This is a genomic window from Mycobacterium sp., assembly GCF_002863225.1.
GTDB lineage: Bacteria > Actinomycetota > Actinomycetes > Mycobacteriales > Mycobacteriaceae > Mycobacterium.
The window spans coordinates 67,391-91,462 of sequence record NZ_PKEK01000067.1 but is presented as its reverse complement, the minus strand read 5'-3'; the positions used below and the strand labels follow the sequence as shown (position 1 = coordinate 91,462).

Genomic DNA, 24,072 nt, shown 5'->3' with positions numbered 1-24,072 from the left:
ATAGCCTTGAAATACTGCTGTGTGCTACCTATGCTTCAAGACAGTCTTGAAGAGTGTGGAGGGCTTCATATGGCGGTATCGGATGACGCTGCCGAGGCGTCGAGCCCAGGCGGCGTCGTTCGGGTTCAGGTCGGCACTGACGGGCGGACCATGCGGGTCCGGTTATCGCCATGGGTGATGCGCCTGTCGGCAGCCGAACTGGCCAACGATGTCGTATGCGTGAATACCTTGGCCGCCTTGCGACTTCAAGTAACGCAAAACGCACGGACCCCTGCCGAGCTGGCTGCCTACGCGACCTATGTTGACCGGTGCTGCGGCATTCGTCGGGGGCACAGTTCGGCAGCCAGTATGCCAGCGGCGGACGCGACGGCCACGCCGCACAAATGTCAGGACCACAAGAGAGTGGCAGCGGATGTGATGGAGCGGCTGAAACGAATTGAAGCGTTGCTGTCCTATGCCTCCGCGACTACCGAAAAATTCGCCGGTCGCAGTGATCTAGTGGTCTCGGTCGATACAGCGGGAAGACTAACGAGCTTGTGGTTGTCGCGGCGCTGCATGCACCTTGCCAGCGCTGCAGAGCTGGAGGACGTTATCAATCGCGCGCTGGCCGACATAGAGTCGCCTGACTATGCGGGCCGACTGACCCGGTCAGCCTGAAGTTATTCAGCCTGTTGATGGACCCTTTTCAAGGCAGTCTGAAACAATCGGCGACGTGGACGACGAAAATCACGCGCTCGCTGATCTGCTCGCCGCTCACGCCGATTTGGAGCGTTTCACGGCAGAGGCCGGTGAAGCTCGGCAGCGGCGGCGGGAGGCAGCGCGGCGGCTAATTGAGCTCGGGCGGGGCACCTCCTGGATCGCGCGCCAACTCGGGGTCACGGCCCAAGCGGTCGACGGGTTCGTGAAATACCAAGAGCGCGAGCAGAAAAGGCGGGAGCCATATTAGAGATCGACGGAATGCAAACCAGACCCGTGTGTGACCGAGTTCCTTTAGGCGCGACGGTCTATTCCACTTCTCGTAGGATAGTGGAATGGCTAAAGGTAAGGTCTCGGTTACGATCGATCATGCCGTGCTTGAGGCGGCCGATGCCGACGCCCAGGCCGCCGGGCTGAATCGCCCAGAGATATTCGAACGAGCCCTGCGCAACGAGCATCTTCGGCGCTCGCTGACGAATACACCACGCACACGGTGCCGACGCTCAACATCGACGCTTACGCGCACAAGGTTTACGGGGCGAACCGGGCCGCTGGCCTGTGATCATCCCCGGAGACATCCCGCCCGTCGCGACACCGACCATCACGCTGACTACCTTCCGCAAGCAACGGAGCAACGAGCGCAAGGAAGTGCAGTGGGCACGCAACGTGCTACACCGCCGGCAAGGGAAGAGGTAACCCAATGAGCAGCTATGCCGACCCCCGTGAGTAAATCGTGGCCGAACTTGGCCCCGAGGACCGGGCCGCGTTCGACGAGGCTTACGCAGCCGCGGGTCTTGCGCTGGAGCTGGCTGAGACTGCCTACCGTGCCCGTGCAGTCGCCGGACTCACCCAGGCCGAACTGGCCCGCAAGATGGGCACCACGCAGTCGGCGATCGCCGCCCTCGAATCCGGCGCGCGCACACCGACTGTCGAGCTGCTCGAACGCCTGGCCCGCGCCTGCGGCCAATGACTCATTATCAGTATCGACGTCGCCTGACCCACATTCCAGCTTTAGTACCCGATACCCAGGCCGCTGTCGCAGTGTGGGGATTTGACAGCGCCCCTTAATGACATCCGCGAGCCCCCGGTGCCGGGGCGTCCCGGCTGACGACGGACACATCAGTGGCGCAACACTTTTGACGGATGCTACCGGCCACAGTCCCGGAAGGGATGGACCTGTGGATGAGCGAGCACAGCGGCGTCCCCGAACTCACCGATGCGCAGAACACGTGCTGGCAGGCCGCCGTCCAATCATGACGGTCTGGAACGCTGAACATCTCGGCTTACTGACAGCGCCCTGTATCTCAGGTGTCATCTATTCTTGCTGCGGACCTGGACGTTAAGTCCGTACTGATGTAGTGCTTCGCGCACAGTGTCAGCTATCATTGGCGATTGTTGTGCGGCAACAACTCTGACAGTTTCGGCTGCGGCGAGTCCGGTGACCGTGTCCAGTACTGTCTGTCGGGCTACCCGTTGGGATATAAGGCTTTCGGGGTCGTTGCGGTGATCGTTGAGGATTGCCGCGGCGTCGAGGCGGCTCTCTCGGTTGGCATGGGCGAATTCGAACAGCGTGCGATCCAGCGAGCGGAATTTTGACCAGCCAGCTAGAGTGATCCAGCGGCGCGGGGCGGTCGAGGAACTGGACTGCAACGCTTGGGCGGCGTCGGGGTGCAGGTGCCAGGCGCGCAATCGAGCTGCTTGGTGCAGAGTGCATCGCAGTATGCCCATAGCACGGTCATCTTCTTCGATCCAGAGCCAGGCTCCGGCGAGCAGCGTCGCCGAGATCTGCGCGGCGGCAGCGGCGATCTCGGGTCGGGATTGATTCCACAGCGCGCACAACGCGGCGAACTCCGCGGTCAAGACGTACGGGGATGCGGGGAGGAGGTGTTGGTGGATCTTGAGGCGCTGGTCCGAGATCTCGCAGTCTTTGGCGCGGGTGTTAGCGGCAACCAGGAGCCTTGAGAACTGATGCGCGCCGAAGGTGAGTTCGGCCAGTTGCTGGGGTATGGAACGCTGAGCGGTGTCTATGTCGGCAAGCGCAGTGTGGTACTCAGTGTAGAGCGGCCCCAGCTCGGCGGGGGCGTCGAAGGCGGCGAATTCGCGGTCAACCAGCGACACCAGGGCCGCCGACAGACCGGTCGCCACCGGCTCGCTCAGGGGCAGCGGTATTTCCGAGAGTTGCTGGACGGGAAGTCGCTCGGGCAGCGGCGACAGGAGAGGGATTCCGCGCATCGTCTCGCGGTTTTTTGCGAAGACGTGCGTCGTTACTGTTGCCAGTCGCATCTGAATCATGCACAGCGCCAACGCATCTATAAGAACCTGGGTCGGGCCGTTGGTATCAGTCGCCGAGTGCTCGGCGTCGAGGTCGCGCACAACCTCGACGCCGACCCGCTGAGCGGCGTGTTGTCCGTCGATGAGCTCGCACAGCGTGTGGTACACGTGGGCCGGGCATACGGCCCGTCCGTCGATGTGTACATGCTCGTGATCGGTGTTAATGGCACCCGTCGTGCGGGGGTGGTCGTCGAGGTCATCGAAGCGGTCAGCGAGTGCGACGTCAAAGGTATATCGGCCGAGCCTATCCATGGCGCGCTGGGTCCATGCTCGGGCGATAAACGACTCGATCGGCTCGCGGCGCCCCTGTACGACGGCGCCGCCCCGCGCGAGCAGAAGTGTCCATCGGCCAAGTTGCTGCCGCAAGATGATTGCCGCGCCAATGGTTTGGCCGGCCAGCATCAACCGCAGCGCCGCGATGGTGCTCTCGACACTCCAGGACAGGTGTGTTGGCCACGGACTCTCGTGTGGTGGTGAATGCTGGCCGAGGTGATGACCTTGGCGGATAAAGATCGCATCCAACTCGCAGACCGACACCAGAGGCCAAACGCAGTGGTCCATCGAAAGTTGTGCAACCGCATCAAGATTATCGATCCGGCTCGAGTGACGACCGACGAGTGCGTCAACGAGTCGTGTCGGGTCGCTTGCAGCGACACGCTCATAGGCCTCGACGGTGGGTGGAACGTTGCGAGCGCGTCGTTGGGCCTTTAGCCGCGCACGCTGCAGTTGTTTGGGCGTCGATGGCAATTGACCGAGCCTTCGTTCGAGCTTGTGGCGACTCTTGCGTCCCATAGCTTTTCAGCCCTTCGCGTGGGTGCTGTGACGCTGTGTGCTGGCGTACGAGCGACTAGACCGCAGTCCCAGCGGTCGACCGCTGGGCAATTGTTGGGGCTCGCGCTGTCGTTGCATGGCCGCAGCGTAAAAGACACTTCAAAGAGCCGTCTACCAATGCCCCGGAAATAACTCGTACGTGAACAATCACGTAGGGGTCGCCACTCAACATCGCGATAATCGGCTCCCGCCCGTAACTGCTCGCCGGCACGGGCGCGTAAGAGCACGCAGCGGTCGCCATTGTCGTCAAATCGCCTGAAAAGCAGCCACTGTCAATCAACCTGGTGTTGATGCAGCGATCCTGTCCATGAGCTATCAGCTCGGCGCAGCAAGGATAAGGGCAGGCCATTTTGGAAGGTCAGAGATCCTCCGCTTCGTTGACGGCGTGGCTGCATCGGCGAACTGCGGCCGCGCTGGCTGACAAGGTCGCCGCGCGCCGCGAGGGAAGCAGGTTGGAAGACGCGTGCCGGCGCGGCCGCGCTGGTTGACAAGTTCGCGGCGCGCCGCGAGGGAAGCAGGTTGGAAGACGCGTGCCGGCGCGGCCGCGTCCGCGCGGCGCGGTGCGCTGCACCGCGGGCGTGGGCGTAGCCCCGGTGATTACTTCAGCAGCCCGGCGACCCGAAGTGCGGTCAGCAGGCGCGCGGCCGCGCGCACGGTGGCGGCGTGCTCGCCGCGATGCAACGTGCCCAGTGTGGCGGCGTCGGTCAGGCTGTCGAGCACCATCCGGCAGGCGCGTGGCGAATTCAGGACGATCGCGGCCGCCTGGGCCGGGTCTGGTGGCGGGGGGATCACCTCAACGAAGCGGTCGCGATACTCCACACACCACACCGGCTTTTCGACCCGCTCCACGACGCGCTCGACGCGCAGCCCGATCGCTCCGGAGCGAGCAGCTCGGCGCTCCTCGTAGGCGGCCCGCCGACACGTTTGCGAGCACCACACGCGTCGACGACCCCGACCGCCAGGCGCCGGCAGCTGCCCGTAGCAGCGCGGGCAAAGGAGTGGATCGGGCATGGTGAGACGCTACCGCAATTTCGTACGGACGAAACGGCGTTACCGTTCCGTGACCTTAATGCAAGAGGTGTGTGGTTCGTGGGCTGGTCGAAAACGGTTGATGGCGGTGCCCTCTGATGGAAGGTTCGTGGTCTTGGTAGCGGGTTGTGTTGCGGCAGTGCAGGACTGGGAAACAAGGCAGGGAGACAAATGGAGACAGGGTGATGTTGTGGGCGATGGTCGAGTCCCGCGCAGACGCAGCCGATGAACGGACTCGCCCCGCCGCATAGCGCCAAGCGACACGCCATTACAAATTACATGGATGTGATTCTGTGTCGGTGCCTGACCATAAGGTGGAGCACAGGCCCGGAACCAGCTGAGGAGACCACGATGGCGGACCGATCGTCGATCGAATGGACCGAAGCCACCTGGAACCCGGTCACCGGCTGTGACCGCGTCTCTGCCGGCTGCGACCACTGCTACGCGATGACCCTGGCCAAGCGGCTCAAGGCCATGGCCTCGGAGAAGTATCAAGCTGACGGAGACCCTCGCACTTCGGGCCCGGGCTTCGGCGTAGCGGTGCACCCGCAGGCGTTGGGCGAACCGCTGCGGTGGAAGACACCGCGGGTCGTGTTCGTGAACTCGATGAGCGACCTTTTCCACGCCAAAGTGCCGCTGGACTTCATCCGCGATGTGTTCGACGTGTGCCGCGACACCCCGCGGCACACCTACCAGGTGCTGACGAAACGCAGCCTGCGGTTGCGCCGCGTCGCCGACAAGCTGGACTGGCCAGACAACGTCTGGATGGGCGTCTCGGTCGAGGGCGCCGATGTTCTGAATCGCGTCGACCACCTCCGCGAGGTACCGGCCGCGGTGCGGTTCCTGTCCTGCGAGCCGCTGCTCGGACCCCTGGACGGCATCGACCTCACGGGCATTGGCTGGGTCATCGCGGGCGGCGAGTCCGGCCCCCGGTACCGGCCGATGGAGCTGCCCTGGGCGCGTGGAATCCGGGACGCATGCAGCGACGCCGACGTCCCGTTCTTCTTCAAGCAGTGGGGTGGCCGCACGCCGAAGGCGTTCGGGCGCGAGCTCGACGGCCAGCTGTGGGACGAGATGCCGGCCGCAGCAACGGGTTAACCTCCATCGTTCCACCAGTTACGTGATGCCGGATCCCACGTCGGTTCCGGTGTCCAGAGGACTTGCCCGAGACTGTCGCTCGGCTTCACGCTGAGTTCGCCGACGTCGAACAACCCGATCATCCCCGCCGCCTCTGCGTCCTTGTCCGCCTTGGCCACTTGCGCCTGCCGCATCATCTCGGGCTCGCGCTGCGCCGCTTTGTTGTACAGGTGCCGCATGATCTTGTCGCCGGCGTCGTGGTCGGTCACGAAGACCATGTCGAAGATCGTCATCTTGTTGGTCGACATGGTCATCGGGATTCGATGGGTGTACTGGTAGCCGAGGACCGTTTCGAGCTGGAACCGCATCAGGTTGACCATCTCCTGCCGGTATTCCTCGGCCTTGATCTTGCGCGCGTCGAGGGCTCGCAGGATGCGGAGCCAGTCGTCACCGCCGTACAGGTTCGACACCCGCAGACGGAACTCCTCGGACCGGCGTGCCTCCCGGGCGATCATCGTGGGCGACATCAGCATCCACAACTCGGTCTTCCACCCGCTCTTGTTCTGGCGGAAGCGCGCGACCTTCTCGATGGTGCTCCAGTGGATCTCGGCGGCCTGCTGATCGAGAAACGCGAACGTGGGTGCCCACCGCAGCGGTTGGAGTTCCCGGAGCACTTCGTCGATCGTCGCGTTGCAGTCACCCTTGATCACCTTGTACCGGTTGTCACCGGGGAATCGCTCAGCCAACGATGCGGAGAGCTTGTCGGCCCTGGCTCCCAGCTCCCCGAACCGGAGGACGGTGAACCCGGGATCCGCCTTCAGCGCCACGGTCGGTGAGCCGTCGAACTCGATGTCGGTGTGGCGCTCGACGTTGTCCGGTTGGCCGGCCATCAGGTCGAGATAGATCCGCTGCTCGGCCCTCTTCTGACTCGCCGCGTTGAAGGCAGGCAAGTAGTCGGCCAGGATCTGCAGCTTGTTGCGCGTCCAGTAGGACCACTTCCGCGCCACCTTTTCCCACCCATCTGTGCACGGGCCGTCAGCGCCTGCGTCTCCCCCTTGAAGGCAGATTAGCCGTCCGGGCCGACGACGCCGCGGAGGTTGGCAGAGGCACGCGACGCGGCGATGTCGGCAGCGGTGCATAGGGTCATGTCAATGTCAGGTCGAGGTGCCGCTTCCTGCGGTGGTTTGGCACCGTCCACAATCGCCGAGGCGATCGTCCCGGCACTTCGCGGCAGACCCAGAGCTGATCTGCGGGATAGGATGCACCGATGGCGACGCTGGAAGACCTTGAAGCGAGAGTCGCGGCTTTGGAGGCCAGCCAAGCCGATTATCGGGCGGTGCTCGCGGCGGTCAATGCGCTCGGGGCTAACCAGCGGGAACTGGCTGAGGGGCAACGACAGCTCCGGTCCGACGTTGGTGAACTCAAGTCTGGTGTGGCTGGACTCAAGTCGGACGCAGCTGACACTAATGCGCGGGTGCGGTCCTTGGAGGAGGGCCAGGCCGAGATCAAAGATCTTCTGATCCGAGCCCTCGATAAATGACGACGACTGCCGTGTGATGTTCAGTCGCCTCGGCGCTACACTGCCCGTGCGCGCATAAACGGTGGTTTGCATATTGCCTCCGTGGAGCCCGTCGGTTGCATGGCGAGGGGCTTCGCTCGTTTCTGAGCCCGGAAGTCAACGCTTATCTGTGGTCGGTGCTCGGTCGGTGAATCCGCGACACGCCATGGTTTCGACTGGTGCCGGATGGCGTTAAATCGCCAGCTCACAACACCTTTCAAGACCATGACGAGGAGGGCTTGTAGGCTCTCCTAAAGCCGGTGTCGCAGGTTCGAATCCTGCCGGGGGCACCACTGGCGCCGAGTCAGGCTTTGGTGAGGGTGAAGCCGACGTTGTACACCTCGCCGTCGTCCTTGGTCAGGACCTCTTTTCCAACCAACGTGTCCTTGTCGAACGAGATCGTTCGGTGCGCGTTGATAGGTCCGGCCCACGTCTTGCCCTCCAGGTGCACATCCGCGTCCCACTCCGGATCCGCTGCTTGGTGGATACGCAGGCAGGTTGACCCGCAGGGGCTCAAGATCCAGGGTGTCTGCCCGCCAATGTGGAACGGCCCGCCACTCTTGTCGGTGATCGTATGGGTGTAGGGACCATCCAGTGGCTCGGCTGACGCCGGTCCGGCCACGCTGATCGCGGCACCGGTAAGAATGGTTGCGGCCGCCAGGCCTGATAGCAATCTCATCTGTTCTTTGTAGGCGTTTCATTGCCCGGCGGATACAGGGATTTCCCTTGACTTTCGCCCTGCGGCTCGACAGGCATGAAATCATGCGTGACATGTTCGGCCGCACTGCTTTCCCGCTCGCCGCAGCCGTCGCGGTGGTCGCCATCGGCATGGCCCCCGGGGCCCAGGCGGATCCGCCGTGCACCGCGAACGGCTGCCCGCACGGCCCGGCTAACAACGCCCCGCCGGCAGCCAACGTCACCAGCCCGTCCTACAAGGACGGCTACAAGACCGAGCACGACTTCTTCGCAATGCCGCAGAATCACGCGTACCTCGCCAGCGAGATGGCGAACGGCTACACCGCCGCAACGGCGTGTCAGGCGGAACTTCTCGGAGGAACGCCGCCACCGAATCCCGCCGACTGGATTGCCGGCTGCATCGACGCACTGCACGCTCTGGGGTTCAAGTCATAAGCATGCTGGTCACGGGGGCGGAGCTGGCTGACCTGGTCGCCGCCGGCGGTCCCGTGAGCATCCTCGATGTGCGCTGGCGACTCGACCAGCCCGACGGCCGCGCGACCTATCTGCAAGGCCACCTACCGGGTGCGATCTACGTCTCGCTGGAAGACGAACTCAGCGACCATTCCGTCACCGGACGGGGACGACATCCGCTGCCGTCCGGCCGCGCCGTCGAGGCCGCGGCGCGGCGCTGGGGCTTGCGCGCCGGCGTCCCGACCGTGGTCTACGACGACTGGAATCGAGCCGGTTCGGCCCGAGCCTGGTGGGTGCTGACGGCCGCCGGCATCGCCGACGTCCGCATCCTGGACGGCGGGCTGTCCGGGTGGCGGGGCGAGCTGTCCACCGGCCCCGTGACTCCTACACCCGGCGACGTCACCGTCGCGCACGACGACCTGTACCACGGCGCGCTACCCACGTTGACCGCACAGCAGGTAGGTGACTTCGAGCTACTGGATGCCCGCGCACCCGAACGTTTCCGCGGCGACGTCGAGCCGATCGACCCGGTCGCCGGCCACATCCCCGGCGCCAAGAATCTCCCGAGCGGCGCCGTGCTCGCCGATGACGGCACGTTCGTCGGTCGCGAGACGGTCGCCCGACTGCTCGCCGAGCGAAATGTCGACACCGATCGGATCGGTGCGTACTGCGGCTCGGGTGTCACCGCGGCCGTCACGCTCGCGGCGCTCGTGGCAGCGGGATACCGCGGATCGCTGTTCCCAGGCTCGTGGTCGCAATGGAGTTCTGAGCCCGACAACCCGGTCGCGCGCGGGATTGGCCGGGCTCAAGAACCGGTACACGGCCTACGAGAGCCATCGGAGAGCAATAGAGAGTCAACCTAGCGGTTGACGTTCTGGTGTGCGCCCCGCCGTGGACCTGACGGTCTTCGGCAGCAAAGCGGAAACGTGTCAATCCCTGGGGACGAGGTGTACCGGCAAGTGGGTTGGGCCGCGAAGCGAGCTGTGGGTGCTCCAGATGGTCGGGCCGGCGGGCTCGATACGTGCCACACGAGCTGTCAGCTCCCGCAGCACTGCCCGGGCTTCCATGCGGGCCAGTGATGCTCCCAGGCACATGTGGGGTCCGTATCCGAAGGCTACGTGCATGCGCGGATTGCGGTCGGCGCGGAAGTCGTCGGGATTGTCGAACACGGACGGGTCACGGTTGGCTGCACCAAACGACAGCAGGACACGTGAACCCTTCGGGATGGTGACATCGCCGACTTGGTAAGCCGCACGGGTGTAGCGGTACAGGTTTTGGATCGGTGTCGTTGTTCGCAGGTGCTCTTCGACTGCGATGGGAATGAGACCAGGATCGGCGCGAATCGCGTTGTACTGCGCGGGGTTGTGCGCGAGGGTGTCGAACATTCCGCCGAGCAGGTTCGTGGTGGTTTCGTTCCCGGCGATCAGCAGGTGGATGGCGATGAGTACCAGCTGTTTGTCGGTAAGGCTGCCGTCGGTGTTGTGTTCGAGCAAACGTCCGAGGACTGTGTCGGATCCTTTGAGTCCACCTACGGCGAACTGACGGACGAAATAACGTCGCAAAGCGGCCATGGCGACGGCCGACTTGGCGGCGTTGACCAGTCCACCCGGTGTGGGAGTGAAATCCATTATCCCGACACCTTTTTCGGACCAGCGGCGAAAGTCGTCGGTGTCACCTTCAGGTACGCCGAGGATGCGAGCGATCAGGCGAATCGGCATCGGTATGGCTAGGCGCGCCATAACGTCAGAACCCGGGTTGGTCAGTAGCTCGCTCACGAGGTCGGTCGCGAGTTCGTCGATTATCACCTCCCAGCTCTGCATGGCACCTTTGCTGAAGCCGGGCTGGACTTGCTTACGCAGACGGGAGTGTTCTTCGCCGTCGGTGAGGACTGCAAGAGGTGCCGAGATTTTCAGCCGTGTGACGCCTTCGGTGCTGGTGACCTGATCGGTGTCACGCAACGCTGCGCGAACGTCGGCGAGCCGGCTCAGGATCCAGGTGGCGCGCCGGGGGTTGTACTGCACGCGACCACCCCTGTGTAGCGCGCAATAGGCCTCGAAAGGCTGGGCGGCAGTGGCGGGATCTTGCGGGTCGTAGTCGGTGTTCACCGCACCCGTCCAGCCGGAGAAGCCACGTCGACGGGTCCGCACGCTGGCGGAGACGTTCAACCGAACGAATTCGCCAGCGGGTTTGAGTATTCGCACAGCCCCTTGCGCGGTCCGACCGATGGACATGTGTCGCTCCTTATGCCGTGGCGTCGACTCGTACGACCGTCGCTGCCTGCCGCGTGGCTTGAGCGCGAACGATGTTGCCGGTGAGGTGAATGACGTAGCAGGCGGACAGGATTCTGGCCTTGCGGCTGGTTCTTCGGTTCGCCATCAACACACCCAACAAGGATTCGACTCCACCGTTTACGTAGGTGAAGGTGCGCGTGTGGCCGGGGAACCCGAGGCGGTTGATCGGATCGAAAGCCTTCGGAATCGCGAAGTGTGCGAGACCGATCGCTAGGACCGCGCGCCCTAGCATTCGGCGGTTCCGAAGGCCACGTCGTGCCGTCTTACCGTCAGGCTTCACGAGCCAAGGTGATCATGTCTCGCAGCCGCATCCCTGCCAAAACTCCGCCGTCGCAGGCGATGTCGACGCCGGTGAGGTAACCGGCTTTCGAACTAGCGCAACCCATGCTGGGACTCACACCGGCAGTGTGAATGACGGACGCGACTGTGTCAGAAGCTGTCGACCGATCGATCAGCGCGGCTACTGAGGCACGGCTGGTCACATCGCAGACAACTGGCTCGCAGTCGATTCCCAGGGCTGCCAGTTCTCTCGCTGCCGCGTCGAGACGACCCTGGCTCAGGTCGCAAATAATCACGAGCTGGTCTCGTCCAATGATGTTCACCGCGGATAGTCCAATACCACCTGCGCCGCTCGTGATCACACAATGTTGAGGCATGTGACTGCCCTGCCCGCGTTCAGTGGGGCCCAGTGACGCCGCCCCACAATTACGACAATAATTTTCTCGTAAATAGAAACATGCACCTGCCTGTAGGTCAACGGCGCACGACAACCACGGCTTTTCCCACGGACGACCGAGCCCCGTCGTACCGGAGGTGCCTTAGGGTCGATTCGTGAGCCAAACCCGCCCGGGTCGTCCGCGCAGCGCCGCAATACACGAGGCAATTCTCGATGCCACCAGGGCCCTGCTCGTCGAAAACGGCTACGCCGGCGTGTCGATGGATAAGGTCGCCGCACATGCCGGCGTGGCCACGCAAACCGTCTATCGTCGGTGGCCATCGAAGGCTCCCCTGGTCGCTGAAGCGGTCATGATGGCCAGCGCAATGTCGGCTTTCACCCTCCCCGACACCGGTAGCACGGTCGAGGACTTACGGAGCTGGATGAGTGAGTACGCGGCGCTGAGCGCCGCACCTGAGAACGGGGCACTGATCCGCGCACTCGCGGCAGCCGCGGCCGAGGACCAACAAGACCGCGATACGCTCTACCGCCAGCTCACAGGCCCGGTTCACACCGCAGTCAAACTACGCCTGCAGCAAGGCATCTCGCAGGGTCAGATACGGCCCGACGCAGATATCGAGGCTGCCGCCGACGCGCTGATCGGAGCCCCTTTGTACCGCATTCTCAGCGCCACAACGGCAGCGAAGAAAATGGCGAAGCACTGCAACGGACTAATCGACACCCTGTTGGAAGGCCTTTCAACCCGTTGAACGCAGCCCAACGTCGTTGACCCGACGATCGGGTCGAGACGAGATCAAGTAGTCCGGTTTCCCAGATAAACGTTTGTCAATGGGCATCGTTGGCAATGCGCTCTGAGAGGCGGGCGCGTTGGTCGACCAGCGTGCGCGCTTAGGTCTCTCCGGTTCAGCCGAGAGCCGGTGGGACCGACCTAGTCATCAGAGCAGCACGTCACTCTTTTAGTTGTAGTAACGTGCGAGCAATGGACACCGACGTCTGGATTCTCGGCGGTTATCAAAGCGACTTCGCCCGAAACCTCACCAAGGAAGGACTCGACTTCGCGGACCTGACCCGCGACATCGTCGAATCCACCCTGGCCGAGGCCAAGATCGAGGCCGCGGACGTCGGCGTGGTCCATGTCGCCAACGCCTTCGGAGAGATGTTCGCCGAGCAGGGGCATCTCGGCGCGATGCCCGCCACCGTGTGTGACGGGTTGTGGGACACGCCCGCTTCCCGGCACGAGGCCGCGTGCGCGTCGGGCAGCATCGCCGCACTGGCCGCGATGGCCGATCTGCGTGCCGGGAACTATGAGACCGCACTGGTCCTCGGTGTCGAGTTGGAGAAGACGGTGCCCGGTGACACCGCGGCCCGCCACCTCGGCGCGGCGGCCTGGACCGGCCACGAAGGCTCGGAAGCGACGTTCCTCTGGCCGTCGATGTTCGCGACGGTGGCCGACGAGTACGACCGACGCTTCGGCATCGACGAGACCCACCTGCGCGCTATCGCACAGGTCAACTTCGGCAACGCGCGACGAAACCCGAACGCGCAGACCAGATCCTGGACGGTGCCCGATCCCATCGGTGACGACGACGCAACCAACCCCCTCATCGAAGGCCGGCTGCGGCGGTTCGACTGCAGCCAGATGACCGACGGCGGAGCGGGAGTCGTCCTGGTCACCGACAGGTATCTGCGCGACCATCCCACCGCGCGCCCCACCGCCCGGATCGCCGGCTGGGGCCACCGCACCGTTGGACTGGGCCTGCAACAGAAACTCGACCGCGCCGCCGACAATCCTTATGTGATGCCGCATGTGCGCGCGGCGGTACTGGATGCGTTGCGGCGCGCGGAGTCCAACCTCGACGACCTGCAGGGCATCGAAGTACACGACTGCTTCACTCCCAGTGAGTATTTGGCGATCGACCACATCGGCCTCACCGGGCCGGGCGAATCGTGGAAGGCGATCGAGAACGGTGAGATCGAGATCGGCGGACGGTTGCCGATCAATCCCAGCGGCGGCCTGATCGGTGGCGGACACCCAGTCGGCGCGTCGGGTATCCGGATGCTCGTCGACGCCGCCAAACAGGTCAGCGGCACCGCCGGCGACTACCAGGTAGACAACGCAAGGACGTTCGGCACATTGAACTTCGGCGGTAGCACCGCCACCACGGTCAGCTTCGTCGTCGACGGGACACGCTGATGGACGTCGAAGTTGTCGCGAAATACCTGTCGACCCTGCCCGAGGACGACGACCACCCGTACCGGACCGGGCCGTGGCGGCCGCAGACCAATGAGTGGGACGCCGACGATCTGGTCGCGGTGGAGGGCGAGATCCCCCGCGACCTCGACGGCGTCTACCTTCGCAACACCGAGAACCCGCTCCACCCGGCGCTGAAGACCTACCACCCGTTCGACGGCGACGGCATGCTCCACATCGTCGGTTTCCGCGAGGGAAAGGCGTTCTACCGCAACCGATTCGTTCGCACAGACGGCTTCCTGGCCGAGAACGAGGCCGGCGAACCACTATGGCCCGGACTGGCCGAGCCGGTGCAGTTGGCCAAGCGCGGCGGGGGCTGCGGCGCCCGCACCCGGATGAAGGACGCCTCGAGCACCGACGTCATCGTGCACCGGGGCATCGCCCTGACCAGCTTCTACCAATGCGGCGATCTGTACCGGCTGGACCCATTCTCGGCCGACACACTCGGCAAAGAGAGCTGGAACGGGCAGTTTCCCGCGGAATGGGGTGTGTCGGCCCATCCGAAGGTCGATCCAAAAACCGGCGAGCTGCTGTTCTTCAACTACAGCAAGCAGGCACCGTACATGCACTACGGCGTCGTCGACGAGAGCAACAACCTGTCGCACTACATCGACATTCCGCTGCCCGGCCCGCGGCTGCCGCACGACATGGCGTTCACCGAAAACTATGTGATCCTCAACGACTTCCCGCTGTTCTGGGATCCGGAGTTGCTGCAGCACGACGTGCATGTGCCGCGGTTCTACCCCGACATGCCGTCGCGCTTCGCTGTGGTGCCACGCCGCGGCACCAGCAACGACATCCGGTGGTTCGAAGCCGACCCGACGTTCGTGCTGCATTTCACCAACGCCTACGAAGACGGTGACGAGATCGTGCTCGACGGATTCTACGAAGGCGACCCGCAGCCGGCCGACAACGGTGGAACAAAGTGGGACAAGCTGTTTCGCTTCCTCGCGCTGGATCGGATGCAGGCCCGGCTGCACCGCTGGCGCTTCAACCTGGTCACCGGCGAGGTCAGGGAGGAGCAGCTGTCGGAGTCCATCACCGAATTCGGCACGATCAACCCCGACTACGCCGCCACCGACTACCGCTACACCTACGCCGCTACCGGCAAGCCGGGCTGGTTCCTGTTCGACGGACTGGTCAAGCATGACCTGCGGACCGGCGGCGAGCAGCACTTCCAATTCGCCGACGGCGTCTACGGCAGCGAGGCCGCGATGGCCCCACGGCCGAACCCCACCGCCGAAGACGACGGCTACCTGATCACGATCACCACCGACATGACGGCCGACGCCTCCTACTGTGTGATCTTCGACGCCGCCCGGTTCAGCGACGGCCCGGTGTGCAAACTTGCACTGCCCGAACGGGTTTCCAGTGGAACACACGCCACCTGGGCACCCGGTTCACAGCTGCGCCGGTGGCATGACGTCTGAGCCGACGGCTCTGAGCCCCGGTGGCACCAACGCAGTCGGCCGCATTCTGGGCCTGCTCGGCGACGAGTGGACGGTGCTGATCATCCAACAGGCGCTCCTGGGAGCGACCCGGTACGGCGATTTCATGCAGCGCCTACCGATCTCGAACACCGTGCTGGCCAACCGGTTACGCGTGCTGGCCGACAATGGAGTACTGATCCGCACGACGTACCAGACCCGTCCCGTGCGGGCCGAGTACCTGATCTCCCAGCGCGGTCGGGCGTTCTGGCCGGTGCTGCTGTCGATCTGGGAGTGGGAGCGACGGTGGGTGTCCGACCACGTGCACCGGCTGCCGAAGATGCGGCATACCCAGTGCGGCACCCAATTCGCTCCGGTGCTGACCTGCCAGACCTGTGGCGAATCTGTCACCGAGAAGCAGGTGTCGGCGCGCTGGGGCCCTAGCGGAACATGGCCGCGCTCGGTACCCGACGGGTCCAACCGCCGCAGGTCGAGTACCGGTCAAGCCGGACTGTTCCCCGAGACCATGAGCGTATTCGGGAACCGTTGGGCCGCAGCTCTTCTGGTATGCACGTTCCTGGGCACCAGCCGATTCTCGGAATTTCAGACGCAACTCGGCGCTCCCCCGTCGCTGCTGTCCGAACGGTTGCAGACATTCTGCGCCAATCGGGTGCTGCACTCCTCACGGGAAGCCAATTACCGGCTCACCGAGAAGGGCCGGGCGTTTTTCCCCGTCATCATCGCCGCTCTGCAATGTGGCCAGCATTGGTTCCACGCACCGGAGGGCCCGGCGGTGCTGCTGACTCACCTCGGCTGCGGTGAGCCCTTCGTCGGGCAGCTGACCTGCGACCAGTGCGCCCGGCCACTGAAGGGCGCAGACATCGGCATCGACGACTAGCGGCGCAACGAGATCGCCAGCGCCGACATCGCGCACACCAGCGCCGCGACCGCGGACACCGTACCGACGTACAGGCCGTAGGCCGCCGGCACCGTCGGCTTGACGTTGACCGAGTAGTAGCGCGCCAACAGTGCGACCTCGGCCAGCGAAATCAGCAGCGCGGCAACCGATGCGCCCTTTGTGGACAATCCCCTGCCGACCACCGCGCCGGCCACCAACAGCGCCGATGACAGCACCACGATCAGCTGCGCCGTCCCGAATCGATGCTGAACGTGCTGGCCACCGATCGCGGCACCCCACCCGTCGATGCCCGTCGACAGCCACGGCAGCCAGGCGCTCACCGCGACCGCCACGGCGAACAGCGCGACCATCCATCCAGGGTGCAGGCGCGGCATACTGCGACGATAGCCGCTAGCCCTGCAGCGACGACAGATTGAACGCCGTGCCGGTCGGGTCGGCCGCGGCGGCGAGTCGGCCGTAGGGGGTGTCCTCGGCTTCCCGAACGACAGTGCCGCCGTTGTCGGTGATCACCCGCAGCGTCGTGTCGACGTCATCGGCACCGAAGAACGTGGTCCACGTCGACGGCTCGGCCTCCGGCAGCAGACTGCTGCCGTCCATCACTCCGAGCAGTTGCTGATCGCCGAACCAGGCTGTGATGTAACGAAATTCGTCGGTGTCGGATTCCACCTCGGTACGCCAGCCGAACACCTCACGGTAGAAGTCGACCGCGGCGCGAAAGTCGCGGGTGGTCAGCTGATGCCACACCGGCGCACCGGCCGCACCGATCACCTGGAAACCGTGATGTTCCAGTGGCTGCCATCCCCCGAATATCGCGCCCGAGGGATCGGTGGCCAGGCTCATGAAGCCCTTGACCGGCACCTCGTGCGGCCCGATGAAGGTGGCGCCGCCGGACTCGGCCACCGCCTCGGCGGTGGCCTCGATGTCGGCGGTGTGGAAGTAGGTGGACCACCGGTCCGGGCTCTGCGACTCGGGGAAGTTGGCCATCAATCCGGCGACCTGGTGGCCGTCCTTCGAGGCGTTGACGTAGCCACCGTATTCGGGCCCCGCGGATTCGAACGTCCACCCGAACACGGTGCCGTAGAAGTCCTGGGCACGCTGGAGATCCGAGGTCAGCAGGTCCAGCCAGCAAGGGGCGCCCAGCGGCGCGTCGGTACGGATGGGCACGATGACCTCCTGGTGTCGCGAGGCCCCGGAGCGGGGTTCACCGATACCGACCGGCGGCGGCGCGAAAACTCATCGCGCCGGGGCGAACACCGTCACAAATCTGCGCAGCGACTCATTGATGTCGCTGCGCAGTGCGGCGGCGACGATCATCCCGATCGGCCCGAACAGTGCCGGACCACCGAGGTGCACGTCGAAGCTGACCACCGACTGGTCCCCGTTGGGTTTGACCCTGGCGATCAGTTTGACCTTGACACCACCGACGCCAATCCCGTTGAGCGTCATCGAGTCCGGCGGTTTGTAGTTGACGATCGTCCAGGTGATCCGGTTGGGCATGCCCTTGACTTCGACGATCGATTCGATCACCGTGCCCTTTTCCAGAGTTTCGGGCAGTTTGCTGCGCCACACCCGATGGATGGTGAGCCACTCCTTGAAGCGGGACAGGTCGGACGCGGCCCCCCACGCCTGGTCCGGGGTCAGCGGGACGTCGATGGATCCGGAAAGCTTTGCCATGGCCCGCTGCTACTGCTCGCCGTCGGTCAGCGCGTTCTTGGCTGCTTTCTGCGCCTTGTCGACGACGTCTTTGAACTTGCCGTCGGTCTTGGAGTCGACGAACTCGCCGGCTTTGTCGATCGCAGAGCTGACGGTGTCGGCGTTCTGTGACAACAGATCCTTGGCCTTGTCCAATAATCCCATGAGTCACCTTTCGTTCGGCGTTGTCGATTGCTAGGAAGGTTCGTCGAGCCGCCACCAGGGCTCGAAATCCGTTGTCGCCGTTGGGTCGACGCGACCACCCGGCTTGGGCACCGCTACCTGGACGTTCGAGGCGCCGGCGGCAGCCAGTAGCCGCTCGATCGGTTCGGCCCACGGGTGCGGGGCCAACCGGAATGTGCACCAGTGGATGGGAACCAGCAGACCGCCGTTGACGTCCAGATGCGCGCGCACCGCGTCTTCGGGATTCATGTGGATGTCCGGCCACGACTTGTTGTAGGCGCCGACCGGCATCAGCGTCACGTCGAAAGGCCCATGCTCGGAACCGATGTCGGCGAAGCTCCGGGTGTAACCCGTGTCGCCGCCGAAGAACGCGCGGTGCGCAGGTCCGATGATCGCCCACGATGCCCACAGCGTGGCGTTGCGATTGAGGAACCGTCCGGAGAAGTGCCGCGCCGGCGTGCAGACCAGCGTCAGCTCGTCGATCTTGGTGCGCTCGTTCCAGTCGAGCTCGATGATGCGCTCCTCCGGCACACCCCAGTCGCGCAGATGCGATCCGACCCCGAGCGGAACCACGAACGGCGCCCACTGACTGCGGGCCAGCCCGATGATCGTGTCGATGTCGAGATGGTCGTAGTGATCGTGGCTGATCACGATCGCGTCCAGGGCCGGTAGCGCTTCCAGCGGCACCGGCGGCGGATGCATCCGGCCCGGACCGATGACGTCCGACGGCGAGCAGCGTTCACTCCAGACCGGGTCGGTGAGCACCCGGTAGCCGTCGATCTCCAACAGCGCCGTCGAATGGCCGAACCAGCTGACCGCGATGCGGCCGGCGGGGGCGTCGAAGGTCCGCGGCTCGGGAGTGACCAGCGGGATATCGGCACCGGGCCGGCCGACCGCGCGGCTACTGATCAACTGCCTGAGGATGTTTCGCTGTTCCTCGGCATCGATGGCGAACGACGCGGGCTCGAGGTTGACGAACACGCCGTCGCGGTAGTGCGGCGAGCGTTCGGCCACCCCTCGAATGTCGGACGGTTGGGCGCCGAGCGCGGCCGGCGCACCGTGCAGCGCGCGCAGTACCCACCCGCCCGTCGCGAGCGAGACGGTGCCCACTGCCAGTCGCAGCGCGCTGCGCAGCATCCGGTCAGGCCCCCTGGAAGTTCGGCGGCCGCTTCTCGACCCGTGCCACCTGGGCTTCGATGACGTCCTGACTGGCCCACGCCTTGTCGAAAAGTTCCTTGTGCGCGGGCCACTGGTCTTCGTAGGCGCCGTCGTCGTTGAGCACCCGTTTGGCGTGCTGGAGCGCCAACGGCGCCAGGCCGGCGATCTCGGCGGCCCACGCCTGTGCATCAGCGACCGTGCCCAACCGGTTGGCCAAGCCGGTGGCCAGGGCGTCCTGGGCTGTCAGCTTCTCGGCGGTCAGCAGCATGGCCCGGGCCCGTCCGTGTCCGACCAGCGACGTCAACCGGCGGATGCTCCAGTTGTCAAGTGCCAGACCATATTTGGAGGTCGGAAACTGGAAGAACGCTTCCGGTGCAACCACCCTGAGGTCGCAGATCATGGCCAATTGCAGACCCGCGCCAATCGCCGGGCCGTTGATCGCACCGATCACCGGGATCGGCGCGGCGTCGATCGCCAGGTTCATCGCGATCAGCCGGTCGGGGTAGTCGGCGGCGAAGGCATCACCGCTGAGGTCGGCGCCGGCGCAGAACACGGTGCCCTGCCCGGTCAGCACGATGGCGTGGGCATTCTCACCGGCGGCCTTCTCGATGGCTTCGCGAACCTCCTCCACGAGCTGGGAGTTGAGCGCGTTGCGCCGCTCGGCACGCTGCATCTCAATGGTCAGCACGTCTCCGACGCGGGTCACTTCAATCATTGCGCCACTCCTCCCCATCGCTTCGCTCTGCATCGTCGTCGGCGGGGATCATTGCGCCACTCCTCCCCATCGCTTCGCTCTGCATCGTCGTCGGCGGGGATCATTGCGCCACTCCTCCCCATCGCTTCGCTCTGCATCGTCGTCGGCGCGAATCATTCTGGACAGCCTAGTGACGTTTGGCGCGGCATCGAATCGGTGGTAGGCGGAACATTCCCATGCGACCGCACACCTGACAGGATGCTTCCCCGTGACAAGGCCCAACTTCCTGGTAATCGTGGCGGACGACCTCGGATTCTCCGACATCGGCGCCTTCGGCAGCGAGATCGAGACACCCAACTTGGATCGGCTGGCTCAGGCCGGGATCCGGTTGAACGACTTCCACTCGGCCCCGGCTTGTTCGCCGACCCGGTCGATGTTGCTGACCGGAACCGACCACCACATCGCCGGCATCGGCACCATGGTCGAGGTCGTTCCCGAGTTACGCGGGCAGCCCGGCTACGAGGGCTACCTCAACGACCGGGTGGTCGCCGTGCCCGAATTGCTGCGCGACGCGGGCTACCTGACCCTGATGGCAGGCAAGTGGCACCTCGGCATGACCATCGACCGCAGCCCGTGGGCCCGCGGATTCGACCGCTCGTTTGCGCTATTGCCAGGCGGTGCAAGCCATTACAGCAACGTGCCGGGCGATTTCCTGCCCGCGCTGTCGCGGTACACCGAGGACGACCAGTTCGTCACGGTCGACGACGACTTCTATTCGTCGGACTTCTACGCCGACACGCTGCTGCGCTACCTACGCGAGCGCACCGACGACGAGCAGCCGTTCTTCGCCTACCTGCCATTCCAGGCGCCGCACTGGCCACTGCAGGCGCCGGAGGAAACCATCGCGAAATACCGCGGACGCTACGACGCCGGCCCCGACGTCCTGCGCGAGCAGCGACTCTCGGCACTGAAGCAGCTCGGGCTGGTGCCCGCCGATGTGACCGCACACCCCGTCGTCTCCGACGGTGAGTCGGAGTGGTCCGACATGACCGAGGAGCAGCGGGCGCTGTCCGCCCGCGCCATGGAGGTCTACGCCGCCATGGTCGACCGGATGGACTACAACATCGGCAAAGTGGTCGACTACCTCACCGAGACCGGCGAACTCGAGAACACGGTCGTGATCTTCCTGTCGGACAACGGCGCCGAGGGTGCAATCGTCGAAGCCATGCCGATACTCGGCGGAGCGATCGCCGCCGAGATCGAGCAGAACTGGGACAACAGCCTCGACAACGCGGGCGCGGCCAACTCCTTCATCTGGTACGGCCCGCGCTGGGCACAGGCCGCCACCGCCCCGTCACGCCTGCACAAAGCGTTCACCACCGAGGGCGGTATTCGGGTGGTCGGTTTCGTCACCTGGCCGGGCTTCGACCGGCAGCAGCAGATCGGCACGGCGTTCAGCACCGTCATGGACATCGCCCCGACCGTGCTCGAACTCGCCGGCGTCGCGCACCCCGGCACCGAGTACCACGGGCGCGAAGTGGCTCCGATCCGCGGCCGGTCGTTGTTGCCGTACCTTTCCGGTGACACCGAATCGGTGCACGACGACGAGACCGGCACCGGGTGGGAGTTGTTCGGGCGCTACGCCATTCGCCAAGGCGACTGGAAGGCGCTGCACCTGCCCGAGCCCTACGGCCCGGGCGCCTGGCAGCTCTACGACCTGTCCACCGACCCCGGCGAAACCAACGACCTCGCGGCCGCGCACCCCGACAAGCTGGCCGAGCTGCTGGTGCTGTGGGAACGCTACGTCGCCGACACCGGCGTCATCCTGGCTCCCGCGCCCGCCTGATCAGTAGCCTCGGCCAGGTGAGCCGGATCGGGACCGACCAACTGCGCGACGCGGTGCTCGACGAGGGATCGTTCGTCAGCTGGGACACCGAGCCGCTGGCCATTGCGACGTCTGAGTCCTACGCCCGCGAGCTGGCCGCGGCTCACGAGGCCAGTGGCCGCGACGAGTCGGTGCTGACCGGTGAGGGACGGGTGTTCGGGCGCCGGGTGGCGGTGGTGGTCTGCGAGTTCGACTTCCTGGCCGGCTCGATCGGGGTTGCCGCAGCCGAGCGGATCACCGTCGCGATCCAGCGCGCCACCGCTGAGCGACTGCCGCTGCTCGCCTCACCGAGTTCCGGTGGCACACGGATGCAGGAAGGCACCGTCGCGTTTCTGCAGATGGTCAAGATCGCCGCGGCGGTCACTCTGCACAAACAGGCCCACCTGCCCTACCTCGTCTACCTGCGGCACCCGACGACCGGTGGGGTGTTCGCGTCGTGGGGCTCGCTGGGCCACGTGACAATCGCCCAGCCGGGTGCGCTGATCGGCTTCCTGGGTCCGCGGGTCTACGAGCAGCTCTACGGCGAGCCGTTCCCTCCCGGCGTCCAGACCGCGGAGAACCTGCAACGGCACGGTGTCGTCGACGCCGTCGTCCCGCTGGAAGGGCTGCGCGACATCCTCGACCGGGCACTGACCGTCGTCGCCGACGACGCGGCCCCGGCGCCCGATCCGGTCCCCACCGAACCTCTGCCCGACATCCCGGCATGGGACTCGGTGCTGGCCTCGCGGCGACCGGACCGGCCGGGCGCCGCGCACCTACTACGGCACGGCTGCACCGACCAGGTGTGGTTGTCCGGCACGGGTCAGGGTGATGCGGCGACGATGCTGCTCGCGCTGACCCGGTTCGACGGTCAGCCGGCGGTGCTGCTCGGTCAGCAGCGGGTGGTCGGAGGACTGGTCGGCCCCGCCGCGCTGCGCGAGGCCCGTCGCGGCATGGCGCTGGCCGCCGGTCTGCGGTTGCCGCTGGTGCTGGTCATCGACACCGCGGGCCCGGCGTTGTCGGCCGAGGCGGAGGAAGGCGGCCTGGCCGGCGAGATCGCCCACTGCCTGGCCGAGCTGGTCACCCTGGACACCCCGACGGTGTCGGTGCTGCTCGGCCAGGGCAGCGGCGGGCCGGCGCTGGCGATGGTGCCGGCCGACCGGGTGCTGGCCGCCCTGCACGGCTGGCTGGCGCCGCTGCCACCGGAAGGGGCCAGCGCGATCGTCTTTCGCGACACCGACCACGCCCCCGAACTGTCGGCCGCACAAGGCGTCCGGTCGGCCGACCTGCTGGCATCCGGGATCGTCGACGCCGTCGTGCCCGAGCACCCCGACGCCGCCGACGAGCCGGTCGAGTTCTCCACCCGGCTGGCCGCCGCGATCGCCGTCGAACTCGACGGGCTGCGCGCAGTGCCCGCCGGCGATCGGATGACGGCCCGGCTGCGGCGCTACCGCGAGATAGGGCTGCGCTAGACCCCACGCCGCCGAGGCGGGTGTTCCCACTGCTACCGGCGATAATCAGGCATCATGGGCGGCATGGACGCTGGTGGGACCTCGCCCCGGGTTTTGGTGGTCGACGACGACTCTGATGTGCTCGCCTCACTGGAGCGCGGACTGCGGTTGTCGGGCTTCGAAGTATCAACCGCGGTCGACGGCGCCGAGGCGTTGCGCAGCGCCACCGAGACCCGGCCGGACGCGATCGTGCTCGACATCAACATGCCGGTGCTCGACGGCGTGAGCGTGGTGACCGCACTGCGGGCGATGGACAACGACGTGCCGGTGTGTGTGCTGTCGGCGCGCAGCTCGGTCGACGACCGGGTGGCCGGCCTCGAGGCCGGCGCCGACGACTATCTGGTCAAGCCGTTCGTGCTGGCCGAGTTGGTGGCGCGGGTGCGCGCCCTGCTGCGCAGGAAAGGCTCGACGCCGGCGTCGTCGTCGGAGACCATCGCGGTGGGTCCGCTCGAGGTCGACATCCCGGGCCGGCGGGCAAGGGTCAACGGAGTCGACGTCGACCTGACCAAGCGCGAATTCGACCTGCTGGCGGTGTTGGCCGAGCACAAGACCGCGGTGTTGTCGCGCGCCCAGTTGCTGGAGTTGGTGTGGGGCTACGACTTTGCCGCCGACACCAACGTCGTCGACGTGTTCATCGGATACCTGCGCCGCAAACTGGAAGCCGGCGGTGGCCCGCGGCTGCTGCACACCGTCCGCGGCGTGGGATTCGTCCTGCGCATGCAGTGACGAGAGGCG

The 24,072-nt window shown here is 65.4% G+C and carries 25 protein-coding genes and 2 pseudogenes; 15 read left to right on the top strand and 12 right to left on the bottom strand.

Going from position 1 to position 24,072, the window contains the following annotated elements; genetic code table 11:
• Positions 1-30: 30 nt before the first annotated feature.
• The 4 genes and pseudogenes from CYU59_RS21660 (at position 31) to CYU59_RS21645 (ending at position 1,666) form a co-directional block, all read left to right on the top strand.
• Positions 31-657, top strand: a complete 627-nt coding sequence (locus tag CYU59_RS21660; RefSeq protein WP_293002548.1) for a hypothetical protein — start codon at positions 31-33, stop codon at positions 655-657.
• A gap of 55 nt (positions 658-712) precedes the next feature.
• Positions 713-946 (top strand): LuxR family transcriptional regulator, encoded by a 234-nt coding sequence (locus CYU59_RS21655; RefSeq protein WP_293002545.1) that lies wholly within the window; start codon positions 713-715, stop codon positions 944-946.
• An 85-nt stretch (positions 947-1,031) separates the two neighbouring features.
• A pseudogene (locus CYU59_RS21650) lies at positions 1,032-1,258 on the top strand (ribbon-helix-helix protein, CopG family).
• Positions 1,259-1,429: 171 nt separating this feature from the next.
• Positions 1,430-1,666 (top strand): helix-turn-helix transcriptional regulator, encoded by a 237-nt coding sequence (locus tag CYU59_RS21645; RefSeq protein WP_293002543.1) that lies wholly within the window; start codon positions 1,430-1,432, stop codon positions 1,664-1,666.
• 341 nt (positions 1,667-2,007) lie between these two features.
• Here the strand turns inward: CYU59_RS21645 and CYU59_RS21640 are convergent, their stop codons facing one another.
• Both CYU59_RS21640 and CYU59_RS21635 read right to left on the bottom strand, forming a co-directional pair.
• On the bottom strand, positions 2,008-3,819 hold the full coding sequence (locus CYU59_RS21640; RefSeq protein ID WP_293002541.1) for a hypothetical protein: 1,812 nt from the start codon (positions 3,817-3,819) through the stop codon (positions 2,008-2,010).
• A gap of 636 nt (positions 3,820-4,455) precedes the next feature.
• Positions 4,456-4,869: a hypothetical protein gene (locus CYU59_RS21635; protein ID WP_293002539.1), complete on the bottom strand. Its 414-nt coding sequence runs from the start codon at positions 4,867-4,869 to the stop codon at positions 4,456-4,458.
• Between the two features lie 369 nt (positions 4,870-5,238).
• On the opposite strand from CYU59_RS21635, the gene CYU59_RS21630 reads away from it, so the two are divergent.
• A complete protein-coding gene (locus CYU59_RS21630) occupies positions 5,239-5,985 on the top strand; it encodes a phage Gp37/Gp68 family protein (RefSeq protein WP_293002537.1) in 747 nt (248 codons plus the stop codon).
• Here CYU59_RS21630 and CYU59_RS21625 read toward each other — a convergent pair.
• Positions 5,982-6,971, bottom strand: a complete 990-nt coding sequence (locus tag CYU59_RS21625) for a three-Cys-motif partner protein TcmP (protein ID WP_293002535.1) — start codon at positions 6,969-6,971, stop codon at positions 5,982-5,984. The two genes, CYU59_RS21630 and CYU59_RS21625, sit on opposite strands and share 4 nt — an antisense overlap.
• A 260-nt stretch (positions 6,972-7,231) precedes the next feature.
• On the opposite strand from CYU59_RS21625, the gene CYU59_RS21620 reads away from it, so the two are divergent.
• Positions 7,232-7,504: a hypothetical protein gene (locus tag CYU59_RS21620; RefSeq protein ID WP_293002533.1), complete on the top strand. Its 273-nt coding sequence runs from the start codon at positions 7,232-7,234 to the stop codon at positions 7,502-7,504.
• A gap of 322 nt (positions 7,505-7,826) precedes the next feature.
• Here CYU59_RS21620 and CYU59_RS21615 read toward each other — a convergent pair whose 3' ends face one another.
• Entirely contained in the window at positions 7,827-8,201 is a 375-nt protein-coding gene (locus CYU59_RS21615; RefSeq protein WP_293002531.1) for a hypothetical protein, read from the bottom strand.
• A 47-nt stretch (positions 8,202-8,248) separates the two neighbouring features.
• Here CYU59_RS21615 and CYU59_RS21610 point away from each other — a divergent pair, with 47 nt between their 5' ends.
• Both CYU59_RS21610 and CYU59_RS21605 read left to right on the top strand, forming a co-directional pair.
• The gene (locus tag CYU59_RS21610) at positions 8,249-8,653 is read left to right on the top strand and encodes a hypothetical protein (protein WP_293002529.1); all 405 of its coding nucleotides are present in this window, start codon (positions 8,249-8,251) and stop codon (positions 8,651-8,653) included.
• A gap of 2 nt (positions 8,654-8,655) precedes the next feature.
• Positions 8,656-9,465 (top strand): annotated as a pseudogene (locus CYU59_RS21605) (sulfurtransferase); the annotation flags it as partial.
• A 135-nt stretch (positions 9,466-9,600) separates the two neighbouring features.
• Here CYU59_RS21605 and CYU59_RS21600 read toward each other — a convergent pair.
• Together CYU59_RS21600 and CYU59_RS21595 are read right to left on the bottom strand one after the other, a co-directional pair.
• Positions 9,601-10,902 (bottom strand): cytochrome P450, encoded by a 1,302-nt coding sequence (locus CYU59_RS21600; protein WP_293002527.1) that lies wholly within the window; start codon positions 10,900-10,902, stop codon positions 9,601-9,603.
• Between the two features lie 329 nt (positions 10,903-11,231).
• The gene (locus CYU59_RS21595; RefSeq protein WP_293002525.1) at positions 11,232-11,618 is read right to left on the bottom strand and encodes an SDR family NAD(P)-dependent oxidoreductase; all 387 of its coding nucleotides are present in this window, start codon (positions 11,616-11,618) and stop codon (positions 11,232-11,234) included.
• A gap of 175 nt (positions 11,619-11,793) precedes the next feature.
• On the opposite strand from CYU59_RS21595, the gene CYU59_RS21590 reads away from it, so the two are divergent.
• The 4 genes from CYU59_RS21590 (at position 11,794) to CYU59_RS21575 (ending at position 16,214) form a co-directional block, all read left to right on the top strand.
• Entirely contained in the window at positions 11,794-12,387 is a 594-nt protein-coding gene (locus CYU59_RS21590; protein ID WP_293002523.1) for a TetR/AcrR family transcriptional regulator, read from the top strand.
• 230 nt (positions 12,388-12,617) lie between these two features.
• Entirely contained in the window at positions 12,618-13,832 is a 1,215-nt protein-coding gene (locus CYU59_RS21585; RefSeq protein ID WP_293002521.1) for an acetyl-CoA acetyltransferase, read from the top strand.
• On the top strand, positions 13,832-15,319 hold the full coding sequence (locus CYU59_RS21580; RefSeq protein WP_293002519.1) for a carotenoid oxygenase family protein: 1,488 nt from the start codon (positions 13,832-13,834) through the stop codon (positions 15,317-15,319). Before CYU59_RS21585 ends, CYU59_RS21580 begins: the two co-directional genes overlap by 1 nt.
• A complete protein-coding gene (locus CYU59_RS21575; protein WP_293002517.1) occupies positions 15,309-16,214 on the top strand; it encodes a winged helix-turn-helix transcriptional regulator in 906 nt (301 codons plus the stop codon). The genes CYU59_RS21580 and CYU59_RS21575 overlap by 11 nt, the downstream gene beginning before the upstream one ends.
• Here CYU59_RS21575 and CYU59_RS21570 read toward each other — a convergent pair.
• The 6 genes from CYU59_RS21570 to CYU59_RS21545 all read right to left on the bottom strand — a co-directional run bounded on the left by CYU59_RS21570 (position 16,211) and on the right by CYU59_RS21545 (position 19,983).
• Positions 16,211-16,609 (bottom strand): hypothetical protein, encoded by a 399-nt coding sequence (locus CYU59_RS21570; protein ID WP_293002515.1) that lies wholly within the window; start codon positions 16,607-16,609, stop codon positions 16,211-16,213. The genes CYU59_RS21575 and CYU59_RS21570 overlap by 4 nt on opposite strands.
• A 16-nt stretch (positions 16,610-16,625) precedes the next feature.
• Positions 16,626-17,399: a VOC family protein gene (locus tag CYU59_RS21565; RefSeq protein ID WP_293002513.1), complete on the bottom strand. Its 774-nt coding sequence runs from the start codon at positions 17,397-17,399 to the stop codon at positions 16,626-16,628.
• Positions 17,400-17,468: 69 nt separating this feature from the next.
• On the bottom strand, positions 17,469-17,909 hold the full coding sequence (locus CYU59_RS21560; protein ID WP_293002510.1) for an SRPBCC family protein: 441 nt from the start codon (positions 17,907-17,909) through the stop codon (positions 17,469-17,471).
• A gap of 9 nt (positions 17,910-17,918) precedes the next feature.
• Positions 17,919-18,092, bottom strand: a complete 174-nt coding sequence (locus tag CYU59_RS21555) for an antitoxin (RefSeq protein WP_293002509.1) — start codon at positions 18,090-18,092, stop codon at positions 17,919-17,921.
• Between the two features lie 30 nt (positions 18,093-18,122).
• Entirely contained in the window at positions 18,123-19,247 is a 1,125-nt protein-coding gene (locus tag CYU59_RS21550; RefSeq protein WP_293002507.1) for an MBL fold metallo-hydrolase, read from the bottom strand.
• A 4-nt stretch (positions 19,248-19,251) separates the two neighbouring features.
• Positions 19,252-19,983 carry an enoyl-CoA hydratase gene (locus CYU59_RS21545; RefSeq protein ID WP_293002505.1) on the bottom strand — a complete coding sequence of 244 codons (732 nt, stop codon included), beginning with the start codon at positions 19,981-19,983 and terminating at the stop codon, positions 19,252-19,254.
• 247 nt (positions 19,984-20,230) lie between these two features.
• Between CYU59_RS21545 and CYU59_RS21540 the strand changes: the two genes are divergently transcribed.
• Genes CYU59_RS21540 through prrA form a run of 3 tightly spaced genes read left to right on the top strand, consistent with a single transcriptional unit; the run spans position 20,231 to position 24,063 of the window.
• Positions 20,231-21,808, top strand: a complete 1,578-nt coding sequence (locus tag CYU59_RS21540) for an arylsulfatase (RefSeq protein ID WP_293002503.1) — start codon at positions 20,231-20,233, stop codon at positions 21,806-21,808.
• Positions 21,809-21,825: 17 nt separating this feature from the next.
• Entirely contained in the window at positions 21,826-23,298 is a 1,473-nt protein-coding gene (locus CYU59_RS21535; protein WP_293002501.1) for a carboxyl transferase domain-containing protein, read from the top strand.
• Between the two features lie 54 nt (positions 23,299-23,352).
• A complete protein-coding gene (prrA, locus tag CYU59_RS21530) occupies positions 23,353-24,063 on the top strand; it encodes a two-component system response regulator PrrA (protein WP_293002499.1) in 711 nt (236 codons plus the stop codon).
• The last annotated feature ends 9 nt before the right edge of the window (positions 24,064-24,072 follow it).

Coding starts and splice junctions, on each gene's coding strand:
- CYU59_RS21615 (WP_293002531.1), bottom strand. CDS start 8,201: ATGAGATTGCTATCAGGCCTGGCGGCCGCAACCATTCTTACCGGTGCC.
- CYU59_RS21545 (WP_293002505.1), bottom strand. CDS start 19,983: ATGATTGAAGTGACCCGCGTCGGAGACGTGCTGACCATTGAGATGCAG.
- CYU59_RS21620 (WP_293002533.1), top strand. CDS start 7,232: ATGGCGACGCTGGAAGACCTTGAAGCGAGAGTCGCGGCTTTGGAGGCC.
- CYU59_RS21585 (WP_293002521.1), top strand. CDS start 12,618: ATGGACACCGACGTCTGGATTCTCGGCGGTTATCAAAGCGACTTCGCC.
- CYU59_RS21575 (WP_293002517.1), top strand. CDS start 15,309: ATGACGTCTGAGCCGACGGCTCTGAGCCCCGGTGGCACCAACGCAGTC.
- CYU59_RS21595 (WP_293002525.1), bottom strand. CDS start 11,618: ATGCCTCAACATTGTGTGATCACGAGCGGCGCAGGTGGTATTGGACTA.
- CYU59_RS21570 (WP_293002515.1), bottom strand. CDS start 16,609: ATGCCGCGCCTGCACCCTGGATGGATGGTCGCGCTGTTCGCCGTGGCG.
- CYU59_RS21635 (WP_293002539.1), bottom strand. CDS start 4,869: ATGCCCGATCCACTCCTTTGCCCGCGCTGCTACGGGCAGCTGCCGGCG.
- CYU59_RS21560 (WP_293002510.1), bottom strand. CDS start 17,909: ATGGCAAAGCTTTCCGGATCCATCGACGTCCCGCTGACCCCGGACCAG.
- CYU59_RS21580 (WP_293002519.1), top strand. CDS start 13,832: ATGGACGTCGAAGTTGTCGCGAAATACCTGTCGACCCTGCCCGAGGAC.
- CYU59_RS21550 (WP_293002507.1), bottom strand. CDS start 19,247: ATGCTGCGCAGCGCGCTGCGACTGGCAGTGGGCACCGTCTCGCTCGCG.
- prrA (WP_293002499.1), top strand. CDS start 23,353: ATGGGCGGCATGGACGCTGGTGGGACCTCGCCCCGGGTTTTGGTGGTC.
- CYU59_RS21600 (WP_293002527.1), bottom strand. CDS start 10,902: ATGTCCATCGGTCGGACCGCGCAAGGGGCTGTGCGAATACTCAAACCC.
- CYU59_RS21640 (WP_293002541.1), bottom strand. CDS start 3,819: ATGGGACGCAAGAGTCGCCACAAGCTCGAACGAAGGCTCGGTCAATTG.
- CYU59_RS21630 (WP_293002537.1), top strand. CDS start 5,239: ATGGCGGACCGATCGTCGATCGAATGGACCGAAGCCACCTGGAACCCG.
- CYU59_RS21555 (WP_293002509.1), bottom strand. CDS start 18,092: ATGGGATTATTGGACAAGGCCAAGGATCTGTTGTCACAGAACGCCGAC.
- CYU59_RS21660 (WP_293002548.1), top strand. CDS start 31: ATGCTTCAAGACAGTCTTGAAGAGTGTGGAGGGCTTCATATGGCGGTA.